12 protein-coding genes are annotated in these 24,535 nt (G+C 46.2%); 8 read left to right on the top strand and 4 right to left on the bottom strand.

All coding sequences use genetic code 11. The annotated features are described in order from the left end of the window. Positions 1–26 precede the first annotated feature (26 nt). On the bottom strand, positions 27–1,709 hold the full coding sequence (locus CLV59_RS06045) for a PNGase F N-terminal domain-containing protein (protein WP_111591678.1): 1,683 nt from the start codon (positions 1,707–1,709) through the stop codon (positions 27–29). A 100-nt stretch (positions 1,710–1,809) separates the two neighbouring features. Continuing rightward, on the bottom strand, positions 1,810–2,406 hold the full coding sequence (locus CLV59_RS06050) for a NifU family protein (protein ID WP_111591122.1): 597 nt from the start codon (positions 2,404–2,406) through the stop codon (positions 1,810–1,812). A gap of 224 nt (positions 2,407–2,630) precedes the next feature. Between CLV59_RS06050 and CLV59_RS06055 the strand changes: the two genes are divergently transcribed. The 3 genes from CLV59_RS06055 to CLV59_RS06065 all read left to right on the top strand — a co-directional run bounded on the left by CLV59_RS06055 (position 2,631) and on the right by CLV59_RS06065 (position 6,661). Beyond that, a complete protein-coding gene (locus CLV59_RS06055; protein ID WP_111591123.1) occupies positions 2,631–3,083 on the top strand; it encodes a methylglyoxal synthase in 453 nt (150 codons plus the stop codon). A gap of 79 nt (positions 3,084–3,162) precedes the next feature. After that, entirely contained in the window at positions 3,163–5,031 is a 1,869-nt protein-coding gene (locus CLV59_RS06060; protein ID WP_111591124.1) for a mechanosensitive ion channel family protein, read from the top strand. Between the two features lie 94 nt (positions 5,032–5,125). Next, entirely contained in the window at positions 5,126–6,661 is a 1,536-nt protein-coding gene (locus CLV59_RS06065) for a glycoside hydrolase family 10 protein (RefSeq protein WP_111591125.1), read from the top strand. Between the two features lie 24 nt (positions 6,662–6,685). Here the strand turns inward: CLV59_RS06065 and CLV59_RS06070 are convergent, their stop codons facing one another. After that, entirely contained in the window at positions 6,686–7,771 is a 1,086-nt protein-coding gene (locus tag CLV59_RS06070; RefSeq protein ID WP_111591126.1) for a hypothetical protein, read from the bottom strand. Positions 7,772–8,106: 335 nt separating this feature from the next. Between CLV59_RS06070 and gltB the strand changes: the two genes are divergently transcribed. The 5 genes from gltB (at position 8,107) to tamL (ending at position 22,727) form a co-directional block, all read left to right on the top strand. Further along, entirely contained in the window at positions 8,107–12,636 is a 4,530-nt protein-coding gene (gene gltB / locus CLV59_RS06075) for a glutamate synthase large subunit (protein ID WP_111591127.1), read from the top strand. 30 nt (positions 12,637–12,666) lie between these two features. Further along, positions 12,667–14,142 (top strand): glutamate synthase subunit beta, encoded by a 1,476-nt coding sequence (locus CLV59_RS06080; protein WP_111591128.1) that lies wholly within the window; start codon positions 12,667–12,669, stop codon positions 14,140–14,142. 200 nt (positions 14,143–14,342) lie between these two features. Next, complete coding sequence (locus tag CLV59_RS06085) at positions 14,343–14,972, top strand: hypothetical protein (RefSeq protein ID WP_111591129.1); 630 nt, start codon at positions 14,343–14,345, stop codon at positions 14,970–14,972. 197 nt (positions 14,973–15,169) lie between these two features. After that, positions 15,170–20,230 carry a translocation/assembly module TamB domain-containing protein gene (locus tag CLV59_RS06090; RefSeq protein WP_111591130.1) on the top strand — a complete coding sequence of 1,687 codons (5,061 nt, stop codon included), beginning with the start codon at positions 15,170–15,172 and terminating at the stop codon, positions 20,228–20,230. After that, entirely contained in the window at positions 20,214–22,727 is a 2,514-nt protein-coding gene (tamL, locus tag CLV59_RS06095) for a translocation and assembly module lipoprotein TamL (protein ID WP_170137657.1), read from the top strand. Before CLV59_RS06090 ends, tamL begins: the two co-directional genes overlap by 17 nt. Positions 22,728–22,782: 55 nt before the next feature. Here the strand turns inward: tamL and CLV59_RS06100 are convergent, their stop codons facing one another. After that, positions 22,783–24,519, bottom strand: coding sequence for a thiamine pyrophosphate-dependent enzyme (locus tag CLV59_RS06100; protein ID WP_111591132.1), 1,737 nt, complete (start codon positions 24,517–24,519; stop codon positions 22,783–22,785). Positions 24,520–24,535: the final 16 nt, after the last annotated feature.

Genomic DNA, 24,535 nt, shown 5'->3' on the forward strand with positions numbered 1-24,535 from the left:
TATCGATTACGGCTTCCGGCAGTTATTTATTTTTCTCCAATCAGGGTTCCGGATACATTCCAGAAACTCTGGCTGGTACCGGCAGGCTTACCCTGCGGAATCGCAATTTTGAAGGTATGTACGCCTGGTTTCAGGTCAGGCAGATTAATGAATACCGGGGAACTTAATGTTCCCGGGCACCAGTTGGATCTGCTCAGGTCTGAAGAAGAAAGGCCGTTTCCGAAGTTACCGGAAGCAGGATTGGAATAACGATAAGTGGCACAATCTGTACGCCAAGGGATAAAGTGATAAACGCTTTTGTTATCCACAAAAATCTCATTCTGCTTAGGATTGAACTCATCTCCGCCTCCCCAGCCACCATGGCCGGTAGTCAGGTAACGCAGCTGTAAATTTTTTACGCCTTCCGGAATATTTACCGTTACTGTCAGGGAATCCTGATCAAACAAAGTGGCGTATTCCTGGCCCGCCATTTCCATTACGTTGGTGGTATTGAAGACAGGCATAACCCAGTTACGACCGCTAGTTGTCTCCTCTTCATCCCCTGGATAATATTTGAAAGACAGGCTCACTTTATGACCGCCTTTATCGTAGTTGCCGATGTATACGCCTATCCAAACATCTCCCTGAAGAGCGCTTTTCAGTTCCGTAATATCTTGTTTGTAGATAACAGAGTCTGCCCAATTGTATCCCTTGATTTTCACCTGGTTATTAAACTGACGAACGCCAAACGGAGTGAAGAAGCGGATTACTTCCAGCGTAGGCAGGAAATGATCTGTGGCCACCATGCCTTGGTATTTTTTACCATTTCTCGCATGATATAACGGCAACGCACCTACGCCCTTTTTCAGACCATCCAAAAAGGTAGTATCGGTTGTAGTCGGAATAACGAATACAGAACCGGTACGGTCGTAGGCATCGCCATTGGAATACTGCACCAGTTCAGCGAAGATATTTTCGCCTTTCTTGTTGGCAGGCAGGTGCACTTTTTTGAGAATGATTGTTCCGCCGGCGAAGTGGTAGGTTTTATCTGCCTGATCGCCTTCCGGATTAGGGGTATTATTGCCCCAGTTGATTTGCTCTGACTGGAAAATAGGAAGGGTAGTATAGCGACTATCAATTACAGCGCGTGTGTAAGCGGCATCGTCTACCTTTTCGCCGAAATTAACCGGCCATGCCAGTTCCTGTGGCGTTACTTTGCGGTATTCGATTTTGCGGGCAATGGTTTCGCTGTTACCGTTGCGTACTACGCGCAGTACGAGTCCGAGAGAAGGAGCGTAGCTCAGCGTAGGCGTACCTTTTAATTTGAGGGCGTCGGTGTACCATACTTCAATAGTATTGGACCGAATGAAAAGCTTGGCCTTTTTGCAAGGGATCCCGAGGATGGTAGCTGTGTCAGGTAATAACTCAGGTTGTGGATGTTCGCCGAAAGGTTTTTTCAGCGTATAGACTTCACCGTTGGGAAGGGTCAGCACCTGGAGGGTGGTATTGTCGTTGTAATCCAGGTATTGTTGTTCCTTCTGGGCTTTGCCACCAGGGATGAGGTGCACCTGCTGATGATCCACTGCCATTTTAAAGCCTTCTCCGTTGGAAGGTTTACCGTTGTTGACAAAGCCGTAGGTAATAACGGCAACAGTACTGTCTGTTTTCTTTTTCTGGGCGGCTGCTGGCAGGGCCGCGGCAAGACAAATCCAGGCGAGTAATCCTTTCATTTTTTTCATTGCTTTTTGGTCACAAGTTTGGTCACAAATAAAAAAGCACAGCCAATAAGACTGTGCTTTCATTTAACACTATCATTCACTCAACTATGGCTTATTCTGCTTCTGCCACTACTTCTTTCACCTCTGGGATCATACGCTTCATCATGCCTTCGATGCCGGCTTTCAGCGTGATCATAGAAGATGGGCAGCCTGAGCAGGAACCTTGTAACATCAGTGTCACCGTACCGTCGTGATAATCTTTGAACTGGATAGCTCCGCCATCCATTTCTACGGCTGGTTTAACATAGTTTTCCAACAGTTCCTTAATACGTTTCACCACATCGCTGTCGTCCGCGCTCACAGTGTTGCTGGCAGTAGCCTTAGTAACAACCACTTCATCCTCATTCACAACAGGACGATTATCCTCCAGATATTCCTTCAGGAAGGCTTTAACGGTAGGGATAATATCATTCCAGTCTGTTTCACTGGTTTTGGTAAGCGTGATAAAATTAGCCATGATAAACACACCTCTGATGAAAGGGAAACTGAACAGTTCCACTGCAAGAGGAGATGGTTTAGCGCTGGCTTCATCTGGGAAATCGATATGCTTACCTGGATACAGGAGTTTGTTGGCAACAAACTTCATTGTTTCCGGGTTAGGTGTCATTTCCGTGTATATGCTGATAATGGGATTGCCTGTTTTAATCATTTTATCCAATTTTACCTTGCAAAGGTAACTGTTTTAAGGGAGATTCTGACCCCGGAGACTGCCTTTTACAATCGAATTTTACAATATCGTTATAGGAAAAACCAATGAGTTGGGCCTGACTGTCCCCCAATTATCAGTGAAGCCCTTCTCCACCTGATTTTCACAAACATTAAACAAAATCAACATTTATTTATTCCACATCCTATATTACTTTTGTACTACATATGCAAACAGTAAAAACACTAAAAGCACGCAAGCGTATTGCGTTAATTGCACACGACCACAAAAAAGCCGAATTGATAGAGTGGGCCACTTACAACAAGACTGTCTTGAGTCGCCATGAGCTGTATGCCACCGGCACAACGGGCAAGCTGATTGAAGAAGCCCTGGACGTATCTGTTCGCAAGCTGTTGAGCGGCCCTCTGGGTGGTGATCAGCAAATAGGAGCCCTGGTAGCAGAAGGCGCCCTGGATGTCATTATCTTCTTCTGGGACCCTATGGAAGCCCTGCCACATGATCCGGATATCAAAGCGTTGCTCCGCCTGGGCGTAGTATGGAACATCCCCATTGCAAACAACCGATCTACGGCGGATTTCCTGCTAACATCCCCGCTGATGCACCAGGATTATGAGGTTATCCTTCCCGATTATAAGCAATACCTCGGCAGAAAAGTGTAACCGCATCTGCCTTTATAAATTTCCCCGCTTTACAGACATCCATGCGATTTTTTCCGTACTTTAATTTAAAGCTTCGGGAATGAGATTGTTATGTTCTGTTTTGACCTTCCTTTTGTGGATAACCACCACGAGTAATATTCTTGCACAGCAAGATTCTTCACGCACAGCGAAACCCACTGCGGCCGATTCCCAACTGGTCATCACCACTTCTGTTCTCCGGGAAACGGACTCTCTGATGAAAGCAGATTCCATGGAAAAACGGGCCTTGATGGAGGAAATAACCGCTCTCAAAGCCGGGAACGACGCCCGCCGCCAGGAATTAATGAAACGATTATCGGCCATAGAACAGGCTGATTCCCTGAAAAAAGTGCTGCAAATCCAAAGAATCCAGCAGTTGAAGGCCATTTCCACTGGTATTCCGGTAAAACCGTTTGAGGATACGCTTTTCTATGTCTACAATAAAATAGGTCCGCTGCTTCCCAGTGAAAGAGCCGCTAATATTGAACAGAAAATCCAACGCCTGGGAGATGATCCGCTCTTCGTGGTTGATTCTATCAAAATGGTTCCCAATGAAAATAACCTGGATGTTACCTATGGGGAAATGATTCTGTTTACCATCACCAACGATGATGCCCTTTGGCTGGAACAGGACAAAACGCAGGTCGCCAAGCACTATATCTCTCTAATCGATACTGCTATCGCTAAATACAAGGACGAAAACAGCTGGAAATCGCTATTCATCAGGGTAGCTTTGCTCTTGCTGATTCTCGCGGTGTTCGCTGCGATCGTATACATTATCAACCGCCTGTTTCGTAGAATCAGGTTGCGCATTCTGCAAAAAAAAGAGCGTTATTTCCAGGGGATGAAAGTCAAAGGATATTCTGTCCTTAATCCTGAGAAACAACTCCGCGTTACCTTCAATATACTGAGGGTCGTTCGCATTGTGGTGATATTGGTGGTGCTGTATATCACGCTGCCAGCGGTTTTCAGCATATTCCCCTGGACAAAAGGCATCGCAGATGCGCTGATCACCTGGACACTCTCGCCATTGAAAGCCATGATCATGGGTGTGGTGGCGTATCTCCCTAAATTACTGACCATACTGGTCATCTATATCATGACCAGATACCTGGTGAAACTTGTTAACTATCTCTCCAGGGAAGTGGCGACGGGCAACCTCGTCATCAGAGGGTTTTATGCAGACTGGGCGCAGCCTACTGCCAGTGGTATAAAATTTTTGCTCTATGCATTCATGTTTGTTGTCATCTTCCCCTATCTGCCCGGATCAGATTCAAAAATCTTCCAGGGAGTATCTGTGTTCTTAGGAATATTGTTTTCATTGGGATCATCCTCCGCTATATCCAATATCATAGCGGGTTTTGTAATTACTTACATGCGCCCGTTCAAAATCGGCGATAAGATTAAACTAGGCGATATCTCAGGAGAAGTAATAGAGAAAACCTTACTGGTAACGCGTTTGCGTACGGTGCACAATGAGGAGATCACGGTTCCCAACGCTAGTATCCTCAATGGACATACTATCAATTATTCTACTTCCAGTCTTGAACTCGGACTCATACTGCATACTACGGTTACTATCGGCTATGATGTACCGTGGCCCAAGGTGCACGAATTGTTGATCGCCGCTGCGCGGCAGACAGCAGGCATTTCGGGAGACCGCCAGCCCTTTGTATTGCAGACCAGCCTCGATGATTTTGCAGTCGCATATGAAATCAACGCCTATACGAATCACCCTGAAAGTATGGGGCAAATCTATTCTGATCTGCATCAACACATTCAGGATGAGTTCAATAAAGCAGGCGTGGAGATCATGTCGCCCCATTATTATGCACACCGTGATGGTAATCGTTCTACCATTCCTTCAGATCACTTACCGAAGGACTATGAAGCGCCTTCGTTTGGCATAAAAATGAAAGGAAAGGAATAGCGGATTTAACAGTATTTAAACTAATAATCAAATAATTAAGTATGGGTCGCATACGTTTTGCTATTTTCGCATTTTATGGATTAAAGTAAGGCAGATGTTGAAGCAATTTATCGCTGGCGTAATTTGCTGGTTCGTTTTTATGCACCAGGCTTGGGCACAGTTACCGCCCAAAAGGGAAATGAGAGCCGTTTGGGTAGCAACGGTGGAGAATATTGACTGGCCATCCAGAAGGGGATTGAGTTCAGATCAACAAAAACAGGAATTCATTTCCATCCTCAATGAGGCACAGCGTAATGGCATGAACGCGATGGTGGTGCAGGTAAGACCTGCTGCCGATGCGTTCTATCTGTCGCCATACGAGCCATGGTCTGAATATCTTACCGGTACACAGGGCCAGGCGCCTTATCCTTACTATGATCCGCTCGCTTTCATGATTGAAGAAACACATAAACGAGGAATGGAATTCCATGCCTGGTTTAACCCATATCGTGCAGTCTTCAACGTTAATCGCAGTAGTGTAGCATCCACTCACATCACTCGTCAGAAGCCGCAGTGGTTCCTCACTTACGACGGTAAAAAATATTTTGATCCCGGAATCCCTGAAGTGCGGGAGTATGTTACTTCTATCATTAAAGATGTAGTAAAAAGATATGATGTAGACGCCATCCATTTTGACGACTATTTCTATCCATATCGCGTGCCAGGAAAGGAGTTCCCAGATAACAACTCTTACCAGATGTATGGCAGGAGTATGAATAAAGACGACTGGCGCAGATCTAATGTGGATGCCATCATCAATATGCTGAGTAAAGCCATCAAAGCAGAAAAGCCATATGTAAAGTTTGGTATCAGTCCTTTCGGCGTTTGGCGTAATCGCGACCGTGATCCGGAAGGGTCTTATACGCGTGGCGGTATGACCAACTACGACGATCTGTATGCAGATATCGTTAAATGGCTTAAAAATGGTTGGATTGACTACGTAACGCCGCAACTGTATTGGGAAAGAGGCCACCGACTGGTAGCTTATGAAATCCTGTTAAACTGGTGGAGTCAGCATGGTTATGGTCGTGATGTGTATATTGGTCATGGGGTATATAAAATCAACAGTAACTCCATCTGGAAGAATCCGAATGAGATTCCGCGTCAGATAGAAGAAGCCCGTACCCTCAATACTATACAGGGGAGTTTCTTCTACAGTGCTAAATCATTTATGGGTAATCCACTGGGAATAGAGGACACGTTGCGTAATCATCTGTATAAATATCCTGCGTTAAGACCAACGATGTCCTGGTTGCCGAATACCGCTCCGGAAGCGCCTAATTTCGACGATGCGATAGAACGCACAACCGGACTGGAAATTCGCTGGTCTGATACAGATACACTGCAACATACTACCCAGTATGTATTGTATCGGTTTGAAGAGAATCAGGTGATTAACCTGACCGACCCTACGAAAATCATTGCCATCGTTCAGCAGACTTCAGATCCAATGTTTCTGGATGTTTCCTATGTGAAGGGAAGAAAATATACTTATGTGGTAACTGCGCTGGACAGGCTCCAGAATGAAAGCCTGGCCAGCAATCCATTGAGAATCAGTCCTGGTATGAAAACCCGGTTTGATTTCGAATAGGTACATATATTATTACCGGTGCGTTTAGAAAATAAATGCACCGGTTTCCATATCAATAGCGGTTGCTTCCGGACTAGGATTCAGATTAGGATAAGCGTCTGCAGTGAGTAATCTGGTGGTCCCTTCTACGATAAACGCTGCTCCGGGAGCCGCCATTGCAGACCAGAAAATACCTGCATTTCTTCTTTGAGCATCCTGTACGAAAGTAGAAATGATATAGCCGTTCTGGTATTTCTCCAAAGGCACCAATCTGTTTTCCAGCACTTTATATACTTCTCCTTTTTTCACGATTCCCCAGCATTTTACAGGATTCCCATTATTATCCACAACAGTGATCTTGCGTTTTTCTGCTTTGGTATCAAACTCCAGCATCGTGGGTTTGTTTGCGACGAAGTCGGCGAATGTAGCGTATAGGCCTTCATTCATCGTTTCTGTCAGGGCTGGTATATTTCTCTTTTCCTGGTAGCCCTTTATAATCTCTTCTCGTGTATGCATAGACGTTGGGTTGGTAAATGCAGCGTCGAGGGCGCCGGAGCTACGATTCATTAAGTCTTGCAGCGCATTCACGATATTTGATTTATGCTTATGCGTAACGTCCATTCCGCCAGAAGCATTTACAATATCGGTTACGCCAAGCTGTACATAGTTCACGCCATCTTTGGTACCATAGGAAGTGCCTTTAAATCGGAAATATGCTTTCTCGCTCCAGGCGCCTGTTTTCTCTCCAATTCGTATTGCTTCAATGACCCAGAGCATTTTGATGCCTCCTTCTTTAAAACTTTGTCCAAAGGCTTTCTGTGTGAAGTCTTGTAAATAGTTGCTAATTGTTTTATCGGGTACTGCGGCGGCTCTGCGGTTTGCCATACCTACCTGGATGTAACCGAGGTGGGTACTGTCCCATAGGTGTTGTACGACTTCCACACCGGCTATTGAATAAGACGAGCTGGTATGTATTTCCCGCGGGTCATCGTTCAGTTTAATTTGTCGCCAGATAATTGCGGTGGTATCTTTTTTCGTTTCTTTTTTTGTTTCCTGGGCGAGTGCAGGAATAGTAAATGCCGCCATAGCAGCACCCATAGCAAAATGCTTAAAAGTGGACGGAGTTGGCATAAGAGCAGAAATAGGTATTATTTAATATATGGCTGTCATTACAAATATATTTTTCTTGTCAAAACGGGCACAGGCAATCTTTTATAAACTTGTCTTGTAGACAATTTTCTTTTTGTCCCGGCCTGGAGTCACCACTCCTTCCTTTTTTCAAAAAAATCAAATCAAATGGCGATCATTTTTCAATTTTTCTAAATTTTATGCCTATAACAAAAATTTGTATAAAAAAATCGGCATTCTATTAGTATCTTTAAACCGTTCCCGAAAAATATCGTACACCATCACCCAACGGCGCAAGTCACTGGGAAAAGTGTGCCTAAGAATAAAATCTAAACTAAATGGATGAAGTGAGACAAACGCAAGGTTTATACCGTCCTGAATTTGAACATGATGCCTGCGGAACAGGTTTTACCGCTCATATCAAGGGGCGTAAATCCCACCAGATTATTAGTGATGCGTTGACCATGTTAGAAAACATGGAACATCGTGGTGCTTGCGGATGTGAGCAAAACACTGGAGATGGTGCCGGTATCCTGTTTCAGATGCCGCATGAATTTCTGTATGATGAATGTCTGAAACAAGGTATTCGTCTGCCCGAATTTGGAAAATACGGTGTGGGAATGGTCTTCTTCCCTAAAGAACCTCGTTGGCGCGAAGAATGCCGCGAAATCTTGCAACGCAGCGCCGAGAAGCTGGGCCTGGAAATTCTTGGCTACCGTAAAGTACCTGTACGTCCGGATGGTATCGGTGAAAGTGCGCTTTCTGTAGAACCTGAAATCGAACAAGTATTTATTGCCTGTCCTTATCATATCAGCGATGCGGAAACATTTGAACGCAAACTCTTTGTATTGCGTAACTATGTTTCCAAAACCGTTCGTAATACCATTCCAAAGGATAAGGCATCCTTCTACATTGCTTCTCTTTCGTATAAAACAATTGTATATAAAGGCCAGCTGACCACCTACCAGGTACGTCACTATTATACTGACCTTTCTGATGAGAAGATGGTATCTGCCTTCGCCCTCATCCACTCCCGTTTCGCTACTAATACCTTCCCCAGCTGGCGACTGGCGCACCCGTACAGGTACATCGCTCACAATGGCGAGATCAATACCCTGAAAGGTAACCTCAACTGGCTGCGTGCAGGAGAAAGAGATTTTGTCTCTAAATTTTTCTCCCAGGAAGAAATGGAAATGCTGCTGCCTATCGTAGAAGAAGGGCAGTCCGACTCCGCCAGCCTCGATAACGTAATCGAACTGCTGACCCTTACAGGTCGTAGCCTCCCGCATGTTATGATGATGCTGGTTCCGGAAGCATGGGATGGTAATGAAGATATGGACCCTGTCAAGAAAGCATTTTACGAGTATCATGCTTCTCTGATGGAACCTTGGGATGGTCCGGCTTCTATCTCTTTCACAGATGGTAAAATAATCGGCGCTACCCTGGATCGTAATGGTCTGCGTCCTAGCCGTTTTGTGGTAACTAAAGACGATCGCGTAATCATGGCTTCTGAAGCTGGCGTATTACCGATTGATCCTAAAAATATCAAAGAAAAGGGCCGCCTGCAACCGGGTAAAATGTTCATCGTGGACATGGACCAGGGTCGCATCATCGGCGATGAGGAACTGAAGCAGCAAATTTGCTCTCAGCAACCTTATGGCGAATGGCTGAATAAATATAAAATCCGTCTGGAAGAACTGCCTGAACCACGTGTCACCTTCACGCACCTGGAACATGAGCAGATATTCAAATACCAACGTGCTTTTGGATATACTACAGAAGATCTCAATACTATTATTGCGCCTATGGCCATTGATGGGAAAGAGCCTGTAGGGTCTATGGGTACCGATGCGCCACTGGCGGTGCTTAGCAATCAGCCACAGCATCTTTGCAACTATTTCAAACAGCTGTTTGCACAGGTAACAAATCCGCCGATCGATCCTATCAGAGAGAGACTGGTGATGTCGCTGGCAACCTATGTAGGGAATAATGGCAACCTGTTGGATGAGAACCCGCTGCATTGCCACGGTGTGGCATTACGCCATCCGATTCTCAACAACCATGAGCTGGAAAAAATCCGTAGCATCGATACCGGTTTATTTCAGGCCAAAACACTGCAAACCTACTTCAAGGCAGATGGTAAACCTGGTTCCCTGGAGAAAGGGCTGGCCAGATTGTGCCGCTATGCCGTGGATGCAGTAGAAGATGGGTTTGAAGTAATCATTCTCTCTGACCGCGCTATCGATTCTGAACACGCGGCTATTCCATCTGTACTCGCTGCTTCTGCAGTTCACCACCACCTGATCCGTAAAGGTTATCGTGGCCAGGTTGGACTCATCGTTGAAGCCGGCGATGTATGGGAAGTACATCACTTCGCATGCCTGCTGGGCTTTGGCGCTACCGCCATCAACCCATACCTGGCACTCAGCACTATCCGCGATATGAAAATCGGCGGAAAGCTGGATACCGAACAGGATGTGGATAAACTGAAAAAGAACTACATCAAAGCGGTATGTGATGGCCTTTTGAAGGTATTCTCCAAAATGGGTATCTCTACCTTGCAGTCTTACCAAGGTGCACAGATCTTCGAAATTCTGGGTATCAGTCAGTCTGTGGTAGATAAATATTTCACTGGCGCGGTTTCCCGTATTCAAGGTCTGACAGTGGATGATATCGCACGAGAAACGCTTGCCAAACACTGGATGGGCTATGGTCGTAAAGAAACGCCTGTACAGCGTTTGACAGAAGGTGGCGTTTATCAGTGGAAACGTAAAGGCGAATTCCACCTCTTCAATCCAAACACGATTCACCTGCTGCAATTGGCTACCCGTATGGGCGATTACAGCACATTTAAAAAATATTCCAAAGCCGTTAACGACCAAAGCGAAAAAGCGTGTACACTCCGTAGTATGTTTTCGTTTAGGCGTACCCGTCCGTCTATTTCAATTGATGAAGTAGAACCGGCTACAGCTATCCTGAAGCGTTTTGCTACAGGCGCCATGAGCTTTGGCTCTATCTCTCATGAGGCACACTCCACATTGGCGATTGCCATGAACCGCATCGGTGCAAAAAGCAATACAGGAGAGGGTGGGGAAGATGAGATCCGTTATGAGCAGCTGCCAAACGGCGACTCCATGCGTTCTGCTATCAAACAGGTAGCCAGTGCACGTTTCGGCGTTACCAGCCAGTATCTGACCAACGCGGATGAACTGCAAATCAAAATGGCACAAGGCGCCAAGCCTGGAGAAGGCGGCCAGTTGCCAGGACATAAAGTAGATGACTGGATTGCGAAAGTAAGACACTCTACACCAGGTGTAGGGCTGATCTCTCCGCCACCTCATCACGATATCTATTCTATCGAGGATCTGGCTCAGCTGATCTTCGACCTTAAAAATGCTAACCGCGCTGCACGTATCAGTGTGAAACTGGTTTCCAAAGCGGGCGTAGGTACTATCGCCGCAGGTGTGGCTAAAGCAAAAGCAGATGTCGTGTTGGTTTCCGGCTTCGATGGCGGTACCGGCGCTTCTCCTATCAGTTCTATCAAGCATGCAGGTCTGCCTTGGGAATTAGGTCTTGCTGAATCCCACCAAACACTCGTTCGTAATAAACTCCGCGGACGTGTGGTATTACAAACAGATGGTCAGCTGAAAACCGGCCGCGATATTGCAATTGCAACGCTGCTGGGTGCAGAAGAGTGGGGTGTAGCAACTGCTGCACTGGTGGTAGAAGGCTGTATCATGATGCGTAAATGCCATGTAAATACTTGCCCTGTAGGTGTGGCCACTCAGGATACCGAACTGCGTAAACGCTTTACCGGAGATCCACAGCACGTAGTAAACCTCTTCAACTATCTGGTAGAAGAACTGCGTGAAATCATGGCAGATCTCGGTTTCCGTACCGTCAACGAGATGGTTGGACAAGTAGATACTTTGCAACTGCGTGAAGATATAACCAATTGGAAAACAACTAAACTGGATCTGTCTCCCATCCTGTACAAAGAACCAGCTGCCGCTGAAACAGGTCTTTACAAACAGGAAGAGCAGGATCATGGACTCCGGGAAGTGCTGGACTGGCAGCTACTGAAAGTGGCACCGCCTGCGCTGGAAAAGAAAACCCGCGTCTTCCACCAGTTCAACGTTAAAAATACTGACCGTACTATCGGTACCATTTTATCAAACGAAATCACGAAACGCTACAAGAGCGAAGGTCTTCCTGAAGATACCCTTCACTTCAAATTCGTTGGTTCCGCAGGTCAGAGCTTTGGCGCATTCACGACCAAAGGTCTGACACTGGAACTCGAAGGCGAAGCAAACGACTACTTCGGTAAAGGCTTGTCTGGAGCAAAATTAATCCTCTATCCACCTGCAGAAGCAGTCTTCAAAGCGGAAGACAATATCATCGCCGGTAACGTCTGCTTCTATGGCGCAACTTCCGGAGATGCTTATATCCGCGGTAAAGCAGGGGAACGCTTCTGCGTACGTAACTCCGGCGCTACTGTGGTAGTAGAAGGAGTAGGCGATCACGGATGTGAATATATGACCGGCGGACGCGCGGTGATACTGGGCGAAACAGGCCGCAACTTCGGCGCTGGTATGAGCGGTGGTATTGCTTTTGTCTACGATGTGAAAGGAAATTTTGCCAACCATTGCAACCGCGATATGATCGACCTGGATCCACTGGACCAGGAAGATGTAAACGCGCTGCATGACTTGATTACTAAACATCACGCCTATACGAACAGTTCCGTGGCGAAATTTATCCTGAAAGACTGGGAGAATCAGCTACGTCACTTTGTGAAAGTATTCCCTAAAGAATACAAGGCAGCATTGAAAGCAGGTAAATCAATCGGTCAGAAAGTAGGCAGATAGTATCAGTAACAATTAACATGCATTATCAACATGGGTAAACCTACAGGATTCCTGGAATTTACACGCGAAATGCCGGGGAAATCAGATCCACGGGAAAGGGTGAAGCATTATAACGAGTTTGTAGAACGCTACCCTGAAAATAAATTGAATCAGCAGGCTGCCCGCTGTATGAACTGCGGCGTGCCCTTCTGTCACAGCGGATGTCCGCTGGGAAATGTCATTCCTGAATTCAACGATGCCGTATATCGTCAGGACTGGCAGGATGCATATGAAATTCTCACTTCTACCAATAACTTCCCGGAATTTACCGGCCGTATTTGCCCGGCGCCTTGCGAAAGCGCTTGCGTACTGGGTATCAATCAGCCTCCGGTTGCTATTGAAGAAATCGAAAAACATATTATTGAAGTAGCCTTCGATAAGGGTTTGGTGCATGCCAAAACACCGAGGGTGCGTACCGGTAAAAAGGTAGCAGTTGTTGGTTCCGGTCCTGCCGGAATGGCCGCTGCAGCACAGTTGAACTATGCTGGTCACCAGGTAACCGTATTTGAAAGAGACGATGCTCCCGGCGGTTTGCTCCGTTATGGCATTCCGGATTTCAAATTGGAAAAATGGGTCATAGAGCGTCGCGTAAAACTGATGGAAGAGGAAGGTGTCATCTTCCAATGCAATACTAATATAGGCGTTGACGTTAGTGCTAACGATCTGCTGAGGGAATTCAACGCAATAGTACTGGCAGGAGGATCTACCATTCCACGCGATTTAACCATCCCTGGCAGGGAGTTAAATGGAGTACATTTCGCGATGGACTTCCTGAAGCAACAGAACAAACGCGTGGCCAACAGGGAAGTAGAAGGTGCGGATATTCTTGCGAATGGTAAAAATGTAGTAGTAATAGGTGGGGGAGACACGGGGTCCGACTGTGTGGGCACCAGTAATCGTCATGGCGCAGTGAGCATCACCCAACTGGAACTGTTACCAAAACCTCCGGGAGAGCGCACTGATTACATGCCATGGCCTACTTACCCTATGGTGCTCAAAACCTCCTCTTCACATGAAGAGGGCGCTAACCGCCAATGGGCTATTGCTACCAAAGCTTTCATCGGCGATGATAACGGCCATCTGAAAGCACTCCGAATTGTAGACCTGGAATGGTCTCTCAGTCCGGATGGCCGCCCGGCTAAATTCATCGAAGTTCCTGGTTCTGAAAGAGATATTCCTTGTGAACTGGCACTGCTGGCAATGGGCTTCGTGCATCCACAGCACAGCGGAATGCTGGATCAACTGGAAGTAGAAAGAGACGAAAGAGGCAATGTAAAAGCTTCTGAAAAGACATACCTCACATCCATTCCTAAAGTGTTCACTGCCGGCGATATGCGCCGTGGTCAATCACTGGTGGTTTGGGCCATAAGCGAAGGACGCGAGTGTGCGAGAAAAGTGGATGAATTCCTTATGGGCACTTCCCAACTGGAAAGCAAAGACCATTCGTTACAGGCAATGGCCCTGTAACCTGTCTTTATCATATTAAACTTTTCTCATAAGCAGGTTTAGATTTTGTTGTAACCTTCAGTCGGGCCGGGTCTTTACCCGGCCTTTTACTTTCCATCTCCCCAAATCCCCTACAGATATAATTCCTCTTTCAGCAGAAAAAAACCGGCTATTCAGCTATTTTCTAACCCAGTTACCCTTCCACTGGATTATTTTAGATCATGATGAAGAAGCTGTGTTTATTGTGTATCGTATTCCTTTCTCTTGGCGCATACGCCCAGGAGAAAGGCAACGATGTCAACCCGAACGAACTGATCATCTATGCCCAAACTTACAAAAGAGGGCTGTACAGGACTTTTAGGGACTTCCAGACCAATAATCCTTCGGAGGAAGGAGACCTTACTATTAAGGACCGTAGTAATGCCGCGCAGATGTATCTCCTGGCCAATAAAAACGAGCTGGTCCTCCGGGATGGAAGTGGAGAACATAGAGTAAAAGATTACTGGGGTTACTGCGATGGCATCAACATCTATGTCCGGGACAATGGGTTGAATAAAATCCTCGAAACAGGGTATTATTGCATCTATCGTCAACAAGGTGTGCAATCTTCCCGCAATTATTACAATTCCGCCGATATGACCGTGGCAGCCCTCCGCTCTCCGGTGCAGATAATAAAAGTTATTAACATCATGACCGGCGAAATCTTTGAATTATCCGCCTATAACCTCCGTAAATACATTCTTCCACAAGACGAACAACTCCTGGATCAGTTCCGCTCCGACAAAGAAAAAAGAGACAAATTAATTTGGTATATCCGTCAATTTAATCAGCGAAACAAGCCATCTGTCTGACTTTTTGCCCCCTCTCCGCAAAAAAAGTATGCCCGTTACCGTATTTAACGTATCCTTGCACAACATCATAACCTTGTGCCCCGGGTACGAATTTTGCATCGCCCAATAGCGTTCGGATACAATCCCGTATTAAGAGTAAACTATAAACGCCCTGGCGCGTTTTAATTCTGTAATTATTATATACCCGAAAAATTCACGTGACAGAACCAGAAGAAACCGGAGAAAATCGCGGCCGCCCCTGGTGGAAATGGCTTTTATGGATTATTGTAGCGGTGCTGCTGTTGCCCGTTATGTTGCTGCTATTGCTTCAGATAGACGGTGTACAAAACTATATCCGCCAACAAGGCGAATCCTATCTGCAAAAGAAACTGAATACCCGGGTTAAAATAGGCTATCTCCGCGCCAGAGGATGGCAATACCTCGAACTCAAAAACGTGTTTGTTGCCGACACCACCAATCACGCCTTGTTCTATTCCGGCACCCTGAAAGTACATTACAACCTGCTTTCCCTGCTGAGCAACGAATTGAAAATAGATAAACTGGAATGGGATTCTGTGCTTGTAAACGCATACCGCCTCAATGACTCTACTTTTAACTATCAGTTCGCCATTGACGCTTTCGTTAAACCTAGCGCCAAACCGGATACCCTTTCCAATTCCTCCGGAACAACCCTGCAGTACTTACTCAAAGATATTACGCTGAAACAGTTCAGCGTCAGATATGAGGACCATCCCGGCGGCATGGACGCCGTTCTCACCTGGAAAGAAATTCGCCTCGATCCTGATGATCTCCTCGTCGACGATGGGGTATACTCTTTCAGAGGTATTGCCGTAGATGGCCTCAGAGGCTACTTCCGTCAGTATTATATTCCGTCTAAAGTGGCCGCCGCCGCGCCGCCACCGGAACCAAAGGATACCAATGCCACCTCCCTGCATCTGCTGCTGAAGAAACTCACCATCAACAATAGTAGCTTCCTCTATAGCAGCGATGCCATCGGCATTTCCACCGCCTGGACCGTAGGCAAACTAACCTTATTGAATTCCAGCCTGGATCAGGACTCCACCCGTATCCAGGTAGGAGATCTTAAAGTGCAGTATACCGGCGGAATCGTAGCGCTCATGCCAGGAAAGGATAATACGCCGCCAGCCCCGGATACCACGCCCAATACCTGGAAAGTAGTGGCTACACAAGTGAATTTAGAGAGACTCGCAGTTCGCTACGACAATGGCGCCCCTCCACCAAAGGCCGCGGGCCCCAATCCAGACTATAATCACTTATTCCTCAGCAATATCAATACGCATATTGCGAACGTGAAATACCAACCGGATACCATCGCTGCGGCATTAAAGTCCATGACAGTCCGCGACTGGTCCGGATTTACCATCAAAAAGGCGAATATGGATGTGGTATTTACGCCACAAAGCCTCTCGCTCAATAACTTCCTGGTACAAACCAATAAAAGCATACTCCGTAAAAATGTAACCGTTACCGTGCCCTCATGGGCTGACGTCAGTAAAGACCTGGACAAGATCGGACTGGATGCCAACCTCGACTCTGTCAGCGTTGCGCTGGGCGAATGGCTGGCCTTTGTACCGGATGCCCGCAAAAACAAATCTTTTGATCCTCTCTGGAACAAAGAGCTAACGTTATCGGCTATATTAAAAGGAAACCTGGGATTACTGAATATTAAGGACTTGTATGTAAATGATCATGCCGGCAACCTCATTAAAATGAGTAACGGACAAGTCAGCCATGCAGCCGATCCTGATAAGCTGAATGCCAACCTTACCGGACTATATATCCAATCCGGCAATAAACCCCTCCGTGCCTGGCTGCCCGCTGGTACGCTGCCAGATACTCCGCGCATTCCTGAGAACTTCCTGATAACAGGTTCCTTCTCCGGCGGCATGAAGGACATGAATACAAACCTTCAGTTGAGAAGCGATTATGCCAGCGCAGATATTAAAGCTCGTCTTATCAACATTACTGATAGTCTGCGCAGCTCTTACAATATCAACATTCCATACCTGCACGTCCAACCGGGGAAACTCCTGTTAGATACTACCTATGGCTGGATAAACGGCAGCCTGAATGCTACCGGAAACGGCTACACGCTTAAAGGAATGGTTGCCAGAGCAACGGCCCAGTTAAACGACGCTCACTATAACGGCTATACGTATCACGACATCACAGTATCCGGCGATATCAATAAAGGGGTATTTCGCGCACACGGTGAAAGTGCCGATACCAGTATCACCACCACTTTCCAAGTGGAAGGCGCCCTGTCCGACACCGGCATCCACAACTTCCATACGGATATGGAAATCGCGAAAGCGGATCTGTATACTACCAACTGGTACTCGCAACCACTCACATTAATGGGGAATCTTCATGCTGAGTTTTCCAGCATTGACCCTCAGAAAATAGAAGGAAACGCGTTCCTCACCCAATGGAAAATCCAGCTGAATGACAACATCATTCCATTGGATACTGTAGCCTTGATTGCCACACATACAGATCAGCAATATATCGATCTTAAAACGCCCATGGGTGTGATCAATACATGGGGACAGTTCGATTATACCAAAATTGGTGCTGCCTTCTCCATGATATTAGCAAAGCCGCTCCAGCCAATGGATACAGCCAAACTAATGATACCTCCGGCTGATCAGTCGCTGGCATGGTACGGCTCTCTTGTATGGCCCAAAAGTTTGCACGATCTGATGCCAGCACTGCGTATGGATCAACCAATGGTATTTAGCGGCCGCCTGAACAGCGATAGCAGCTTGCTGACATTCCAGGCGCATGCCCCTAAGATCAACTACGACTCTTTACAAATTGATAGTCTGGCTATAACAGCCTCTATTCTTGATACCGCGCTTCAGGCAAAGGTTTCGTTGGCACATCTCGCTCATCCAACATTCCCGTTGCAGCATACAATGCTGACAGCGCAAGCAGATACCGGTTTAGTAAACTTCGATCTGGTGTTGCAGGATACACGCTATAAGCCCAAATATCAACTGGGCGGTTATCTGGATTTCCTGCCGGACAGCATCATGAAAATCGCTATTAAACCTGGGCTATTGCTGAATTACCAACAATGGACGGTAGACAAGGATAACATGTTACGGCTGAAAAATCATTTCCCAGACTCTGCTAATATCAGATTGTCGCAGGGAAATCAGTCTATACACCTGGTTACACAACAGGATACCGCGTCTACACCTGCTGTGCAATTGAAAATAGAGAACTTCCAACTCTCCACAATAACGGCGATGTTGTCTTCAGATACGCTGCTGGCAAATGGTTTATTGAATGCAGATGCCAATGTGCGCAACTGGAATACATCCCCAGTTATTGACGCAAAGCTGCGCATAGATAGCCTCACTGTCAAGAATGCCCCTGTAGGCACATTAACGGCACAAGTCAGCAATCCGGTGACGGATCAATATAAACTGGATGCTACACTGTCTGGCGCCGACAACAGCGTAACCGTAACGGGAACCTACGACACCACTTTGCAAGCACATGTTGCGATTGAAAAGCTGAGCATGAAAACAGTGGAACCGTTTACTTTCGGTAGCATGCACCATATGTATGGAACGGCCTCCGGTGTGTTTGATGTGTCAGGAACAACATCAGCGCCTAAAGTGAAAGGGGAAATGCATTTCTCTCAGGCAGGCGGCATTGTAACCTTCCTGGGAAATAACCTGCATCTGCCAGATGAAAATATCGTTATTGACGACAGAGGGATTGTCTTCAATAACGCTGTTATTGCGGATAGTCTGAATAACGAAATGGTCATGAATGGCCGCATCAATTCCCGTGATTATTCCCGTTTCACTTTCAATTTGGATGTAAGTGCGGATAATTTCATGGTATTGGGTCCACAGCACAATAACGATCAATGGCTGTACGGCCCGGCATATGTGGATAGTAAGATTAAGATCCGAGGCTCTTTAGATCTCCCGCGTATTGACGCCAATGTGAAGCTGAGAGATAAATCCAAAATTACTGTTATCCTTCCGCAAGATGAACCCGGCCTTGCGGACAGGGAAGGAGTGGTGGAATTTGTTAATATGAGCAATCCGATTGACTCTGCGCTCCTAGCAAAGGAAGACAGTATTAAATATGCAAATCCCCGCTTGAAGGGGGTGAATTTCTCTGGTGTAGCTGAGATAACACCGGAATCAACGATAAAGATTGTTATAGACAGTCAGAATGGCGATTATGTGCAGGCAAAAGGTACCGCCAATCTCAACGCTACATTGGACCCAAGTAATAAAATGAGTTTGACCGGCCGGTATGAAATTGAAGAAGGAAAGTATGAGATGTCGCTCAACCAGTTTATCAAACGTTCCTTTGATATCCAGAAAGGTAGTTATATCTCTTTCAGTGGAGATGCTATGGACGCAGATTTGAACATCACCGCCAAATATGCGGTGAGCGCTCCGGCAATAGATCTGGTACAGGACCAGTTGGGAAGTATGAGTGCCGAAGATAGGACGCGCTATAAACAACGCATCCCTTTTGAGGTATACATGACCATTAAGGGCAATCTGAAAAAACCAGATATTACCTTCCAATTGGATATGCCAGAGCAGGAAAGAAATGACTTCAACGGCGCATTGTATAATCGCATCAAGCAAATCAATCAGGTACCATCTGAACTAAATAAACAAGTAATGGGGCTGCTGGTATTGAAAACCTTCATTCCCGACGATCCTACCAGTACACTGGATAACAGTGGGGGCGGCGTAGGTCAGGCGGCCCGCAACAGTGTGAGCAAAATCGTTTCGCAACAGTTGAATAACCTTGCCGGCAATCTGATTAAAGGAGTAGATCTAAACTTCGACTTACAGAGTAAAGAAGATTATTCTACCGGGTCTGCACAGGAACAAACCAACCTCAATATCGGCGCATCCAAGAACCTGTTTAATGATCGTTTAACCGTTACCGTTGGATCAAATATTATGCTGGCTGGCAGTGCACAAAATGCGAGCTCTCTCATTGGCGACATTTCTGTCAACTACAAACTCACCAAAGATGGCCGTTACCGAGTAAGAGTATACCAGCGGAATGATAACCAATCGGTCATTGAAGGTCAATTGGTAGAAACAGGCGTAGCATTTATGCTGGTAATGGATTATGATGAATTCAGAGAAATATTGCAGCGCTCCAAAACAAAAGCAGATCAGAAGAAACTACGTACAAATTCTCAAAAGAAGAGTAATAACAAGAATGCATCGGATCAATAGTCATATCATTACCTCTTTGTGCTGTTGCATGGTATACCTTGTCATCAGCTCCTGTAGCACAACCCGCTCTGTGCCGGAAGGAGATCGATTGTATACCGGCAGCGAAGTATCCTGGAAGAAAAAACGGAAACCAAAAGATTATTCCACGCTTTCAGATGGTATGACCAAAAGAATACGACCTGCAAAAAATAAACGCTTCCTGGGAATGCCGCTTAAATTGTGGTTATACAATTTAGGTCATGAACCTAAACCTGGCAAAAAAGGACTGAATCATCTACTTCGTAAGAAGTGGGGAGAACCGCCCGTATTACTGAGTCAGGCGAAGCCAGACTATACCGCAAACGTCTTGGAACAATACCTTGTTGATAATGGCTATTTCCAGGCAGATGTAACTTCTCAGGTAATCAATCATGGCAGTAAAAAGGCCAAAATAAAATATACAGCGAGCCCTCATCACCGTTATACCATTAATACTGTAAAATTTCTGACGGACAGTTCCGCCATTGGCAAAGCGATCGCCGCCACTATTAAAGAAAGTTCGCTGATACCAGGAAAGCCATATTCGCTGGATTCTATCAAAGCTGAACGCGAACGCATACACGCCGTTTTAAAAGAACGTGGCTACTATTACTTTACGCCGGACTACATGCTCGTTCAGGCAGATACCAACCATAATGGCAAAGTAGATATGTACGTGAAAGTGAAGGAGAATACGCCCGTTGCAGCATTACGTCCATATAGGCTGCATGATGTTATCCTTTACCCCGACTACTCCCTGGATAATGATTCTACTTCTACCGCTGGCACGCCGCTCAAATACAAAGGTATTTACATCATCGATTCAGCAAAGCGATTCCGTCCGCTGGTCTTTAATAAATCGGTGTTTCTCCGGCCGGATAGTTTGTACCGACTGAGTTCCCACAATATCACGCTACAACGCCTGATTAACCTAGGTACTTTCAAGTTTATAAAAGGACAGTTCAGTCCTGTGCGGGATACTTCGATACATAACTTCGCTGTCGGAAATCCTAACCTGCCAGGCAATAATGGCGTACCAAGGTCGCCCAATGACAGCAGCCTCAGAAACAGGAATAATAATAATATAAATTTACCTGGGGGAGACACGACCCGATCTAACCGGAGAGATACTTCCAGGTCCGGATTCTCCAATACGTATGGCAGCTATTTCGCCGCTGATAGCGGCTGGCTGGATGCTCGCTTTTATCTGACGCCTTATCAGCGCAGATCTTTGCAAACAGAATTAAGGGGCACTTCCAAATCAAATGGCTTCGTTGGTTCCCAGATAAAAATTACTGCTAAAAACCGTAACTGGCTGCATGCCGCAGATCTCCTGGAGATCGGGCTTACCGGCGGTATGGAATGGCAAACCGGTAATAATGCCGGCGGTTCCAACTCTTATTCTCTGGGGGCGGAAGTCGCTGTTACTATTCCCCGCTTCTGGACGCCTTTCGGTCTTAACCCGCGTACGCCCTATGTACCACGTACCCGTGTGAGTCTGAACTACGATCTGTACAGCAGGTCCGACATGTATAACCTGAACGCCTATACGGTGCAGTTACAATACCTCTGGCAGCGTACAAAGAATTTAAATCACGCTTTCGCGCCAATTGCGGTAACATATGTATTGCCTACCAAAACAACTGCTGCATACGACAGTATCCTCGCGAATGATCCTAGTCAGCGTGCAGCTATTTCCAAGCAGTTCATCCTGGGCGGTAACTATACGATTACTTACAATAACCTGAATGCAAACAAGATCCATAGTTTTTACCTCAGTGGGAACCTGGATGTGTCAGGAAATCTTGCAGGATTAGTTGTTCCGAAAAAGGGAGACACCACCAAAAATATATTCGGTAACCCATTCGCACAATACGAAAGAATAACGCTGGAAGGCCGCCACTACTGGCAGCTTGGAAAGGGCAAACAATGGGTAAACCGCTTATATATGGGCTTCGGTTTCCCTTATGGCAACAGTGTAACAGGCATTAGTAATTCCATGCCTTTTGTAAAACAGTATTTCACTGGAGGTAGTAGTAGCATACGCGCTTTCAGAGCCCGCACGCTGGGACCTGGTTCTTACCATAATTATGCGGTTGACACCACGTCATTACTGGCAAATGAAGCCGGAGATATCAAACTGGAATTTAACTCGGAATTACGTATTCATCTGGCGAGCGTTTTCAATTTCGCCGCTTTCATTGATGCAGGAAATGTTTGGTTGGCAAGGCCTGATACGAGTAAGCCGGGTGGCGAGTTTAAAATGAATTCTTTCCTGAAAGATATTGCTGTAGGAGCAGGGGTAGGTTTGCGAGTAGACGCCTCCATTGTGGTGGTTCGTTTCGACCTGGCCTTCCCGCTGCGTGTGCCTTATCTGCCGGAGAACCAACGTTGGGTGATTAATCAAATTAACTTCGGAGATCCTGATTGGAGAAAGAAAAATCTGATTCTGAATATTGCTATCGGATATCCTTTCTAAAAAAACATTTGCGTGTATTCATTTACGTTATACTACGTAAACGAATACACGTTTTTTAAAGTACATCTTTCAGGTGCTTATAATTGGATTTCACTGCTTCAAATACATCTTCATATCTGCCCCCTAAAATCAGTTTCCCCATCCACATTGCGAAGCCTTTCATTTGAGTAAATTCAATTTTCGGCGGCATGGCCAAAGAGCTGGGATTGGTGAATATATTAACGAGCACAGGCCCATTGGTATTGACGGCAGCGGTCAGTACAGAGAAGGCGTCGTTGGGTTCTTTCAAAGTGAAGGTCATGAATCCCATTGCTGCAGCCACTGCTGCAAAATCCGGATTATCCATATCTGTTTGCCAGTCGGGTAATCCCGCTACTTCCATTTCCAGCTTCACCATTCCCAACGATCTGTTATTAAACACCAATACTTTTACTGGAAGATTGTATTGGCGTATTGTCATGAGATCCCCGAGTGTCATGGTTAATCCGCCATCGCCACAGAGCGCAAATACTTCCCTTCCCGGATACGCGAGTGCAGCGCCGATAGATTGTGGCAATGCATTGGCCATGGACCCATGATTAAAGGAACCTAATAAAATCCTTTTACCAGTTCCATGCAGATACCTTGCGGCCCAGACGTTCGTCATACCGGTATCCACCGTAAATATGGCGTCATCTGCGGCCACTTTATTGATAATACTGGCAATATATTCCGGAGAGATGGCCTCTTCTTTCCCTTGATCCTCTACGTAAGTCTGAAGTTTCTTATCCACTTCCTGATGAAAGGCCAGCATCGCATCCAGATAATCCCTGTCTGTTTTTTCCTCCACCAGCGGTAACAGTGCTACCAACGTATCCCGGATATCGCCGCAAAGTCCCATTTCCAGGTTAGCCCTGCGTCCTAAACGCTCCGGTTGAATATCGATCTGCACTAGCTTCTTATTATCCGGGATAAAGGGAGTATACGGGAAATCGGTGCCCAGTAATAATACCAGGTCTGCTTCGTGCATGCTTTTGTATGCCGATGCAATACCTAAAAGTCCTGTCATCCCTACTTCATTGGGATTATCGTATTGTATACCCATTTTTGCGCGAAAAGAATAGGCTACAGGCGCTTTTAATCTATTCGACAACTCAACTACCTCATCATGGGCCGGAGAGGCGCCAAGGCCACAATAAATGGCAATTCTTTCAGCACCTTGCAACATAGCAGCGAGTGCATGCAGTTCTTTGTCGGAAGGCCGCACGATTGGATGAGGCTGGTATACTTTCGTAGCGGTGATTATCTCCATAGCATCCGACGACGCCACGTCTCCCGGAATTCCCAATACAGCAACACCTTTTCTGCTCACAGCATGTTGTAGTGCTGCCTGTAACATACGTGGCGCCTGCGCAGCAGTTGCTGCTACCTGATTATAACAGCTGCAATCGTCAAACAGCTTAATGGTATTAGTTTCCTGAAAATAATTACTGCCAAATTCTGTTGTCTCACAGGTGGAAGCCAACGCTATCACGGGAGCGCCTGAACGATGCGCATCATATAGTCCATTTACCAAATGAACATGGCCAGGACCACTGCTGCCAGCGCAACAACCAATACCCAACAGCTGCGCGTCTGCGCCAGCGGCATATGCGCCCGCCTCCTCATGCCGCACATGTACCCACTGAATACGACCATCACGCCTGACAGCATCATTGATATGATTCAGACTATCGCCTGTTACTGCATAAATTCTCTTCACACCTGCCGCTGCCAACATATCCACTAACTGATCAGCTACTATTTTTGCCATAATGATAATTTTTGCT

It is taken from the genome of Chitinophaga dinghuensis, assembly GCF_003259435.1.
Lineage (GTDB): Bacteria > Bacteroidota > Bacteroidia > Chitinophagales > Chitinophagaceae > Chitinophaga > Chitinophaga dinghuensis.

What these genes read in the sequence shown, in the direction of transcription:
- CLV59_RS06045 (WP_111591678.1), bottom strand. Translation starts at nt 1,709, where the DNA reads ATGAAAGGATTACTCGCCTGGATTTGTCTTGCCGCGGCCCTGCCAGCA.
- CLV59_RS06050 (WP_111591122.1), bottom strand. Translation starts at nt 2,406, where the DNA reads ATGATTAAAACAGGCAATCCCATTATCAGCATATACACGGAAATGACA.
- CLV59_RS06055 (WP_111591123.1), top strand. Translation starts at nt 2,631, where the DNA reads ATGCAAACAGTAAAAACACTAAAAGCACGCAAGCGTATTGCGTTAATT.
- CLV59_RS06060 (WP_111591124.1), top strand. Translation starts at nt 3,163, where the DNA reads ATGAGATTGTTATGTTCTGTTTTGACCTTCCTTTTGTGGATAACCACC.
- CLV59_RS06065 (WP_111591125.1), top strand. Translation starts at nt 5,126, where the DNA reads ATGTTGAAGCAATTTATCGCTGGCGTAATTTGCTGGTTCGTTTTTATG.
- CLV59_RS06070 (WP_111591126.1), bottom strand. Translation starts at nt 7,771, where the DNA reads ATGCCAACTCCGTCCACTTTTAAGCATTTTGCTATGGGTGCTGCTATG.
- gltB (WP_111591127.1), top strand. Translation starts at nt 8,107, where the DNA reads ATGGATGAAGTGAGACAAACGCAAGGTTTATACCGTCCTGAATTTGAA.
- CLV59_RS06080 (WP_111591128.1), top strand. Translation starts at nt 12,667, where the DNA reads ATGGGTAAACCTACAGGATTCCTGGAATTTACACGCGAAATGCCGGGG.
- CLV59_RS06085 (WP_111591129.1), top strand. Translation starts at nt 14,343, where the DNA reads ATGATGAAGAAGCTGTGTTTATTGTGTATCGTATTCCTTTCTCTTGGC.
- tamL (WP_170137657.1), top strand. Translation starts at nt 20,214, where the DNA reads ATGCATCGGATCAATAGTCATATCATTACCTCTTTGTGCTGTTGCATG.
- CLV59_RS06100 (WP_111591132.1), bottom strand. Translation starts at nt 24,519, where the DNA reads ATGGCAAAAATAGTAGCTGATCAGTTAGTGGATATGTTGGCAGCGGCA.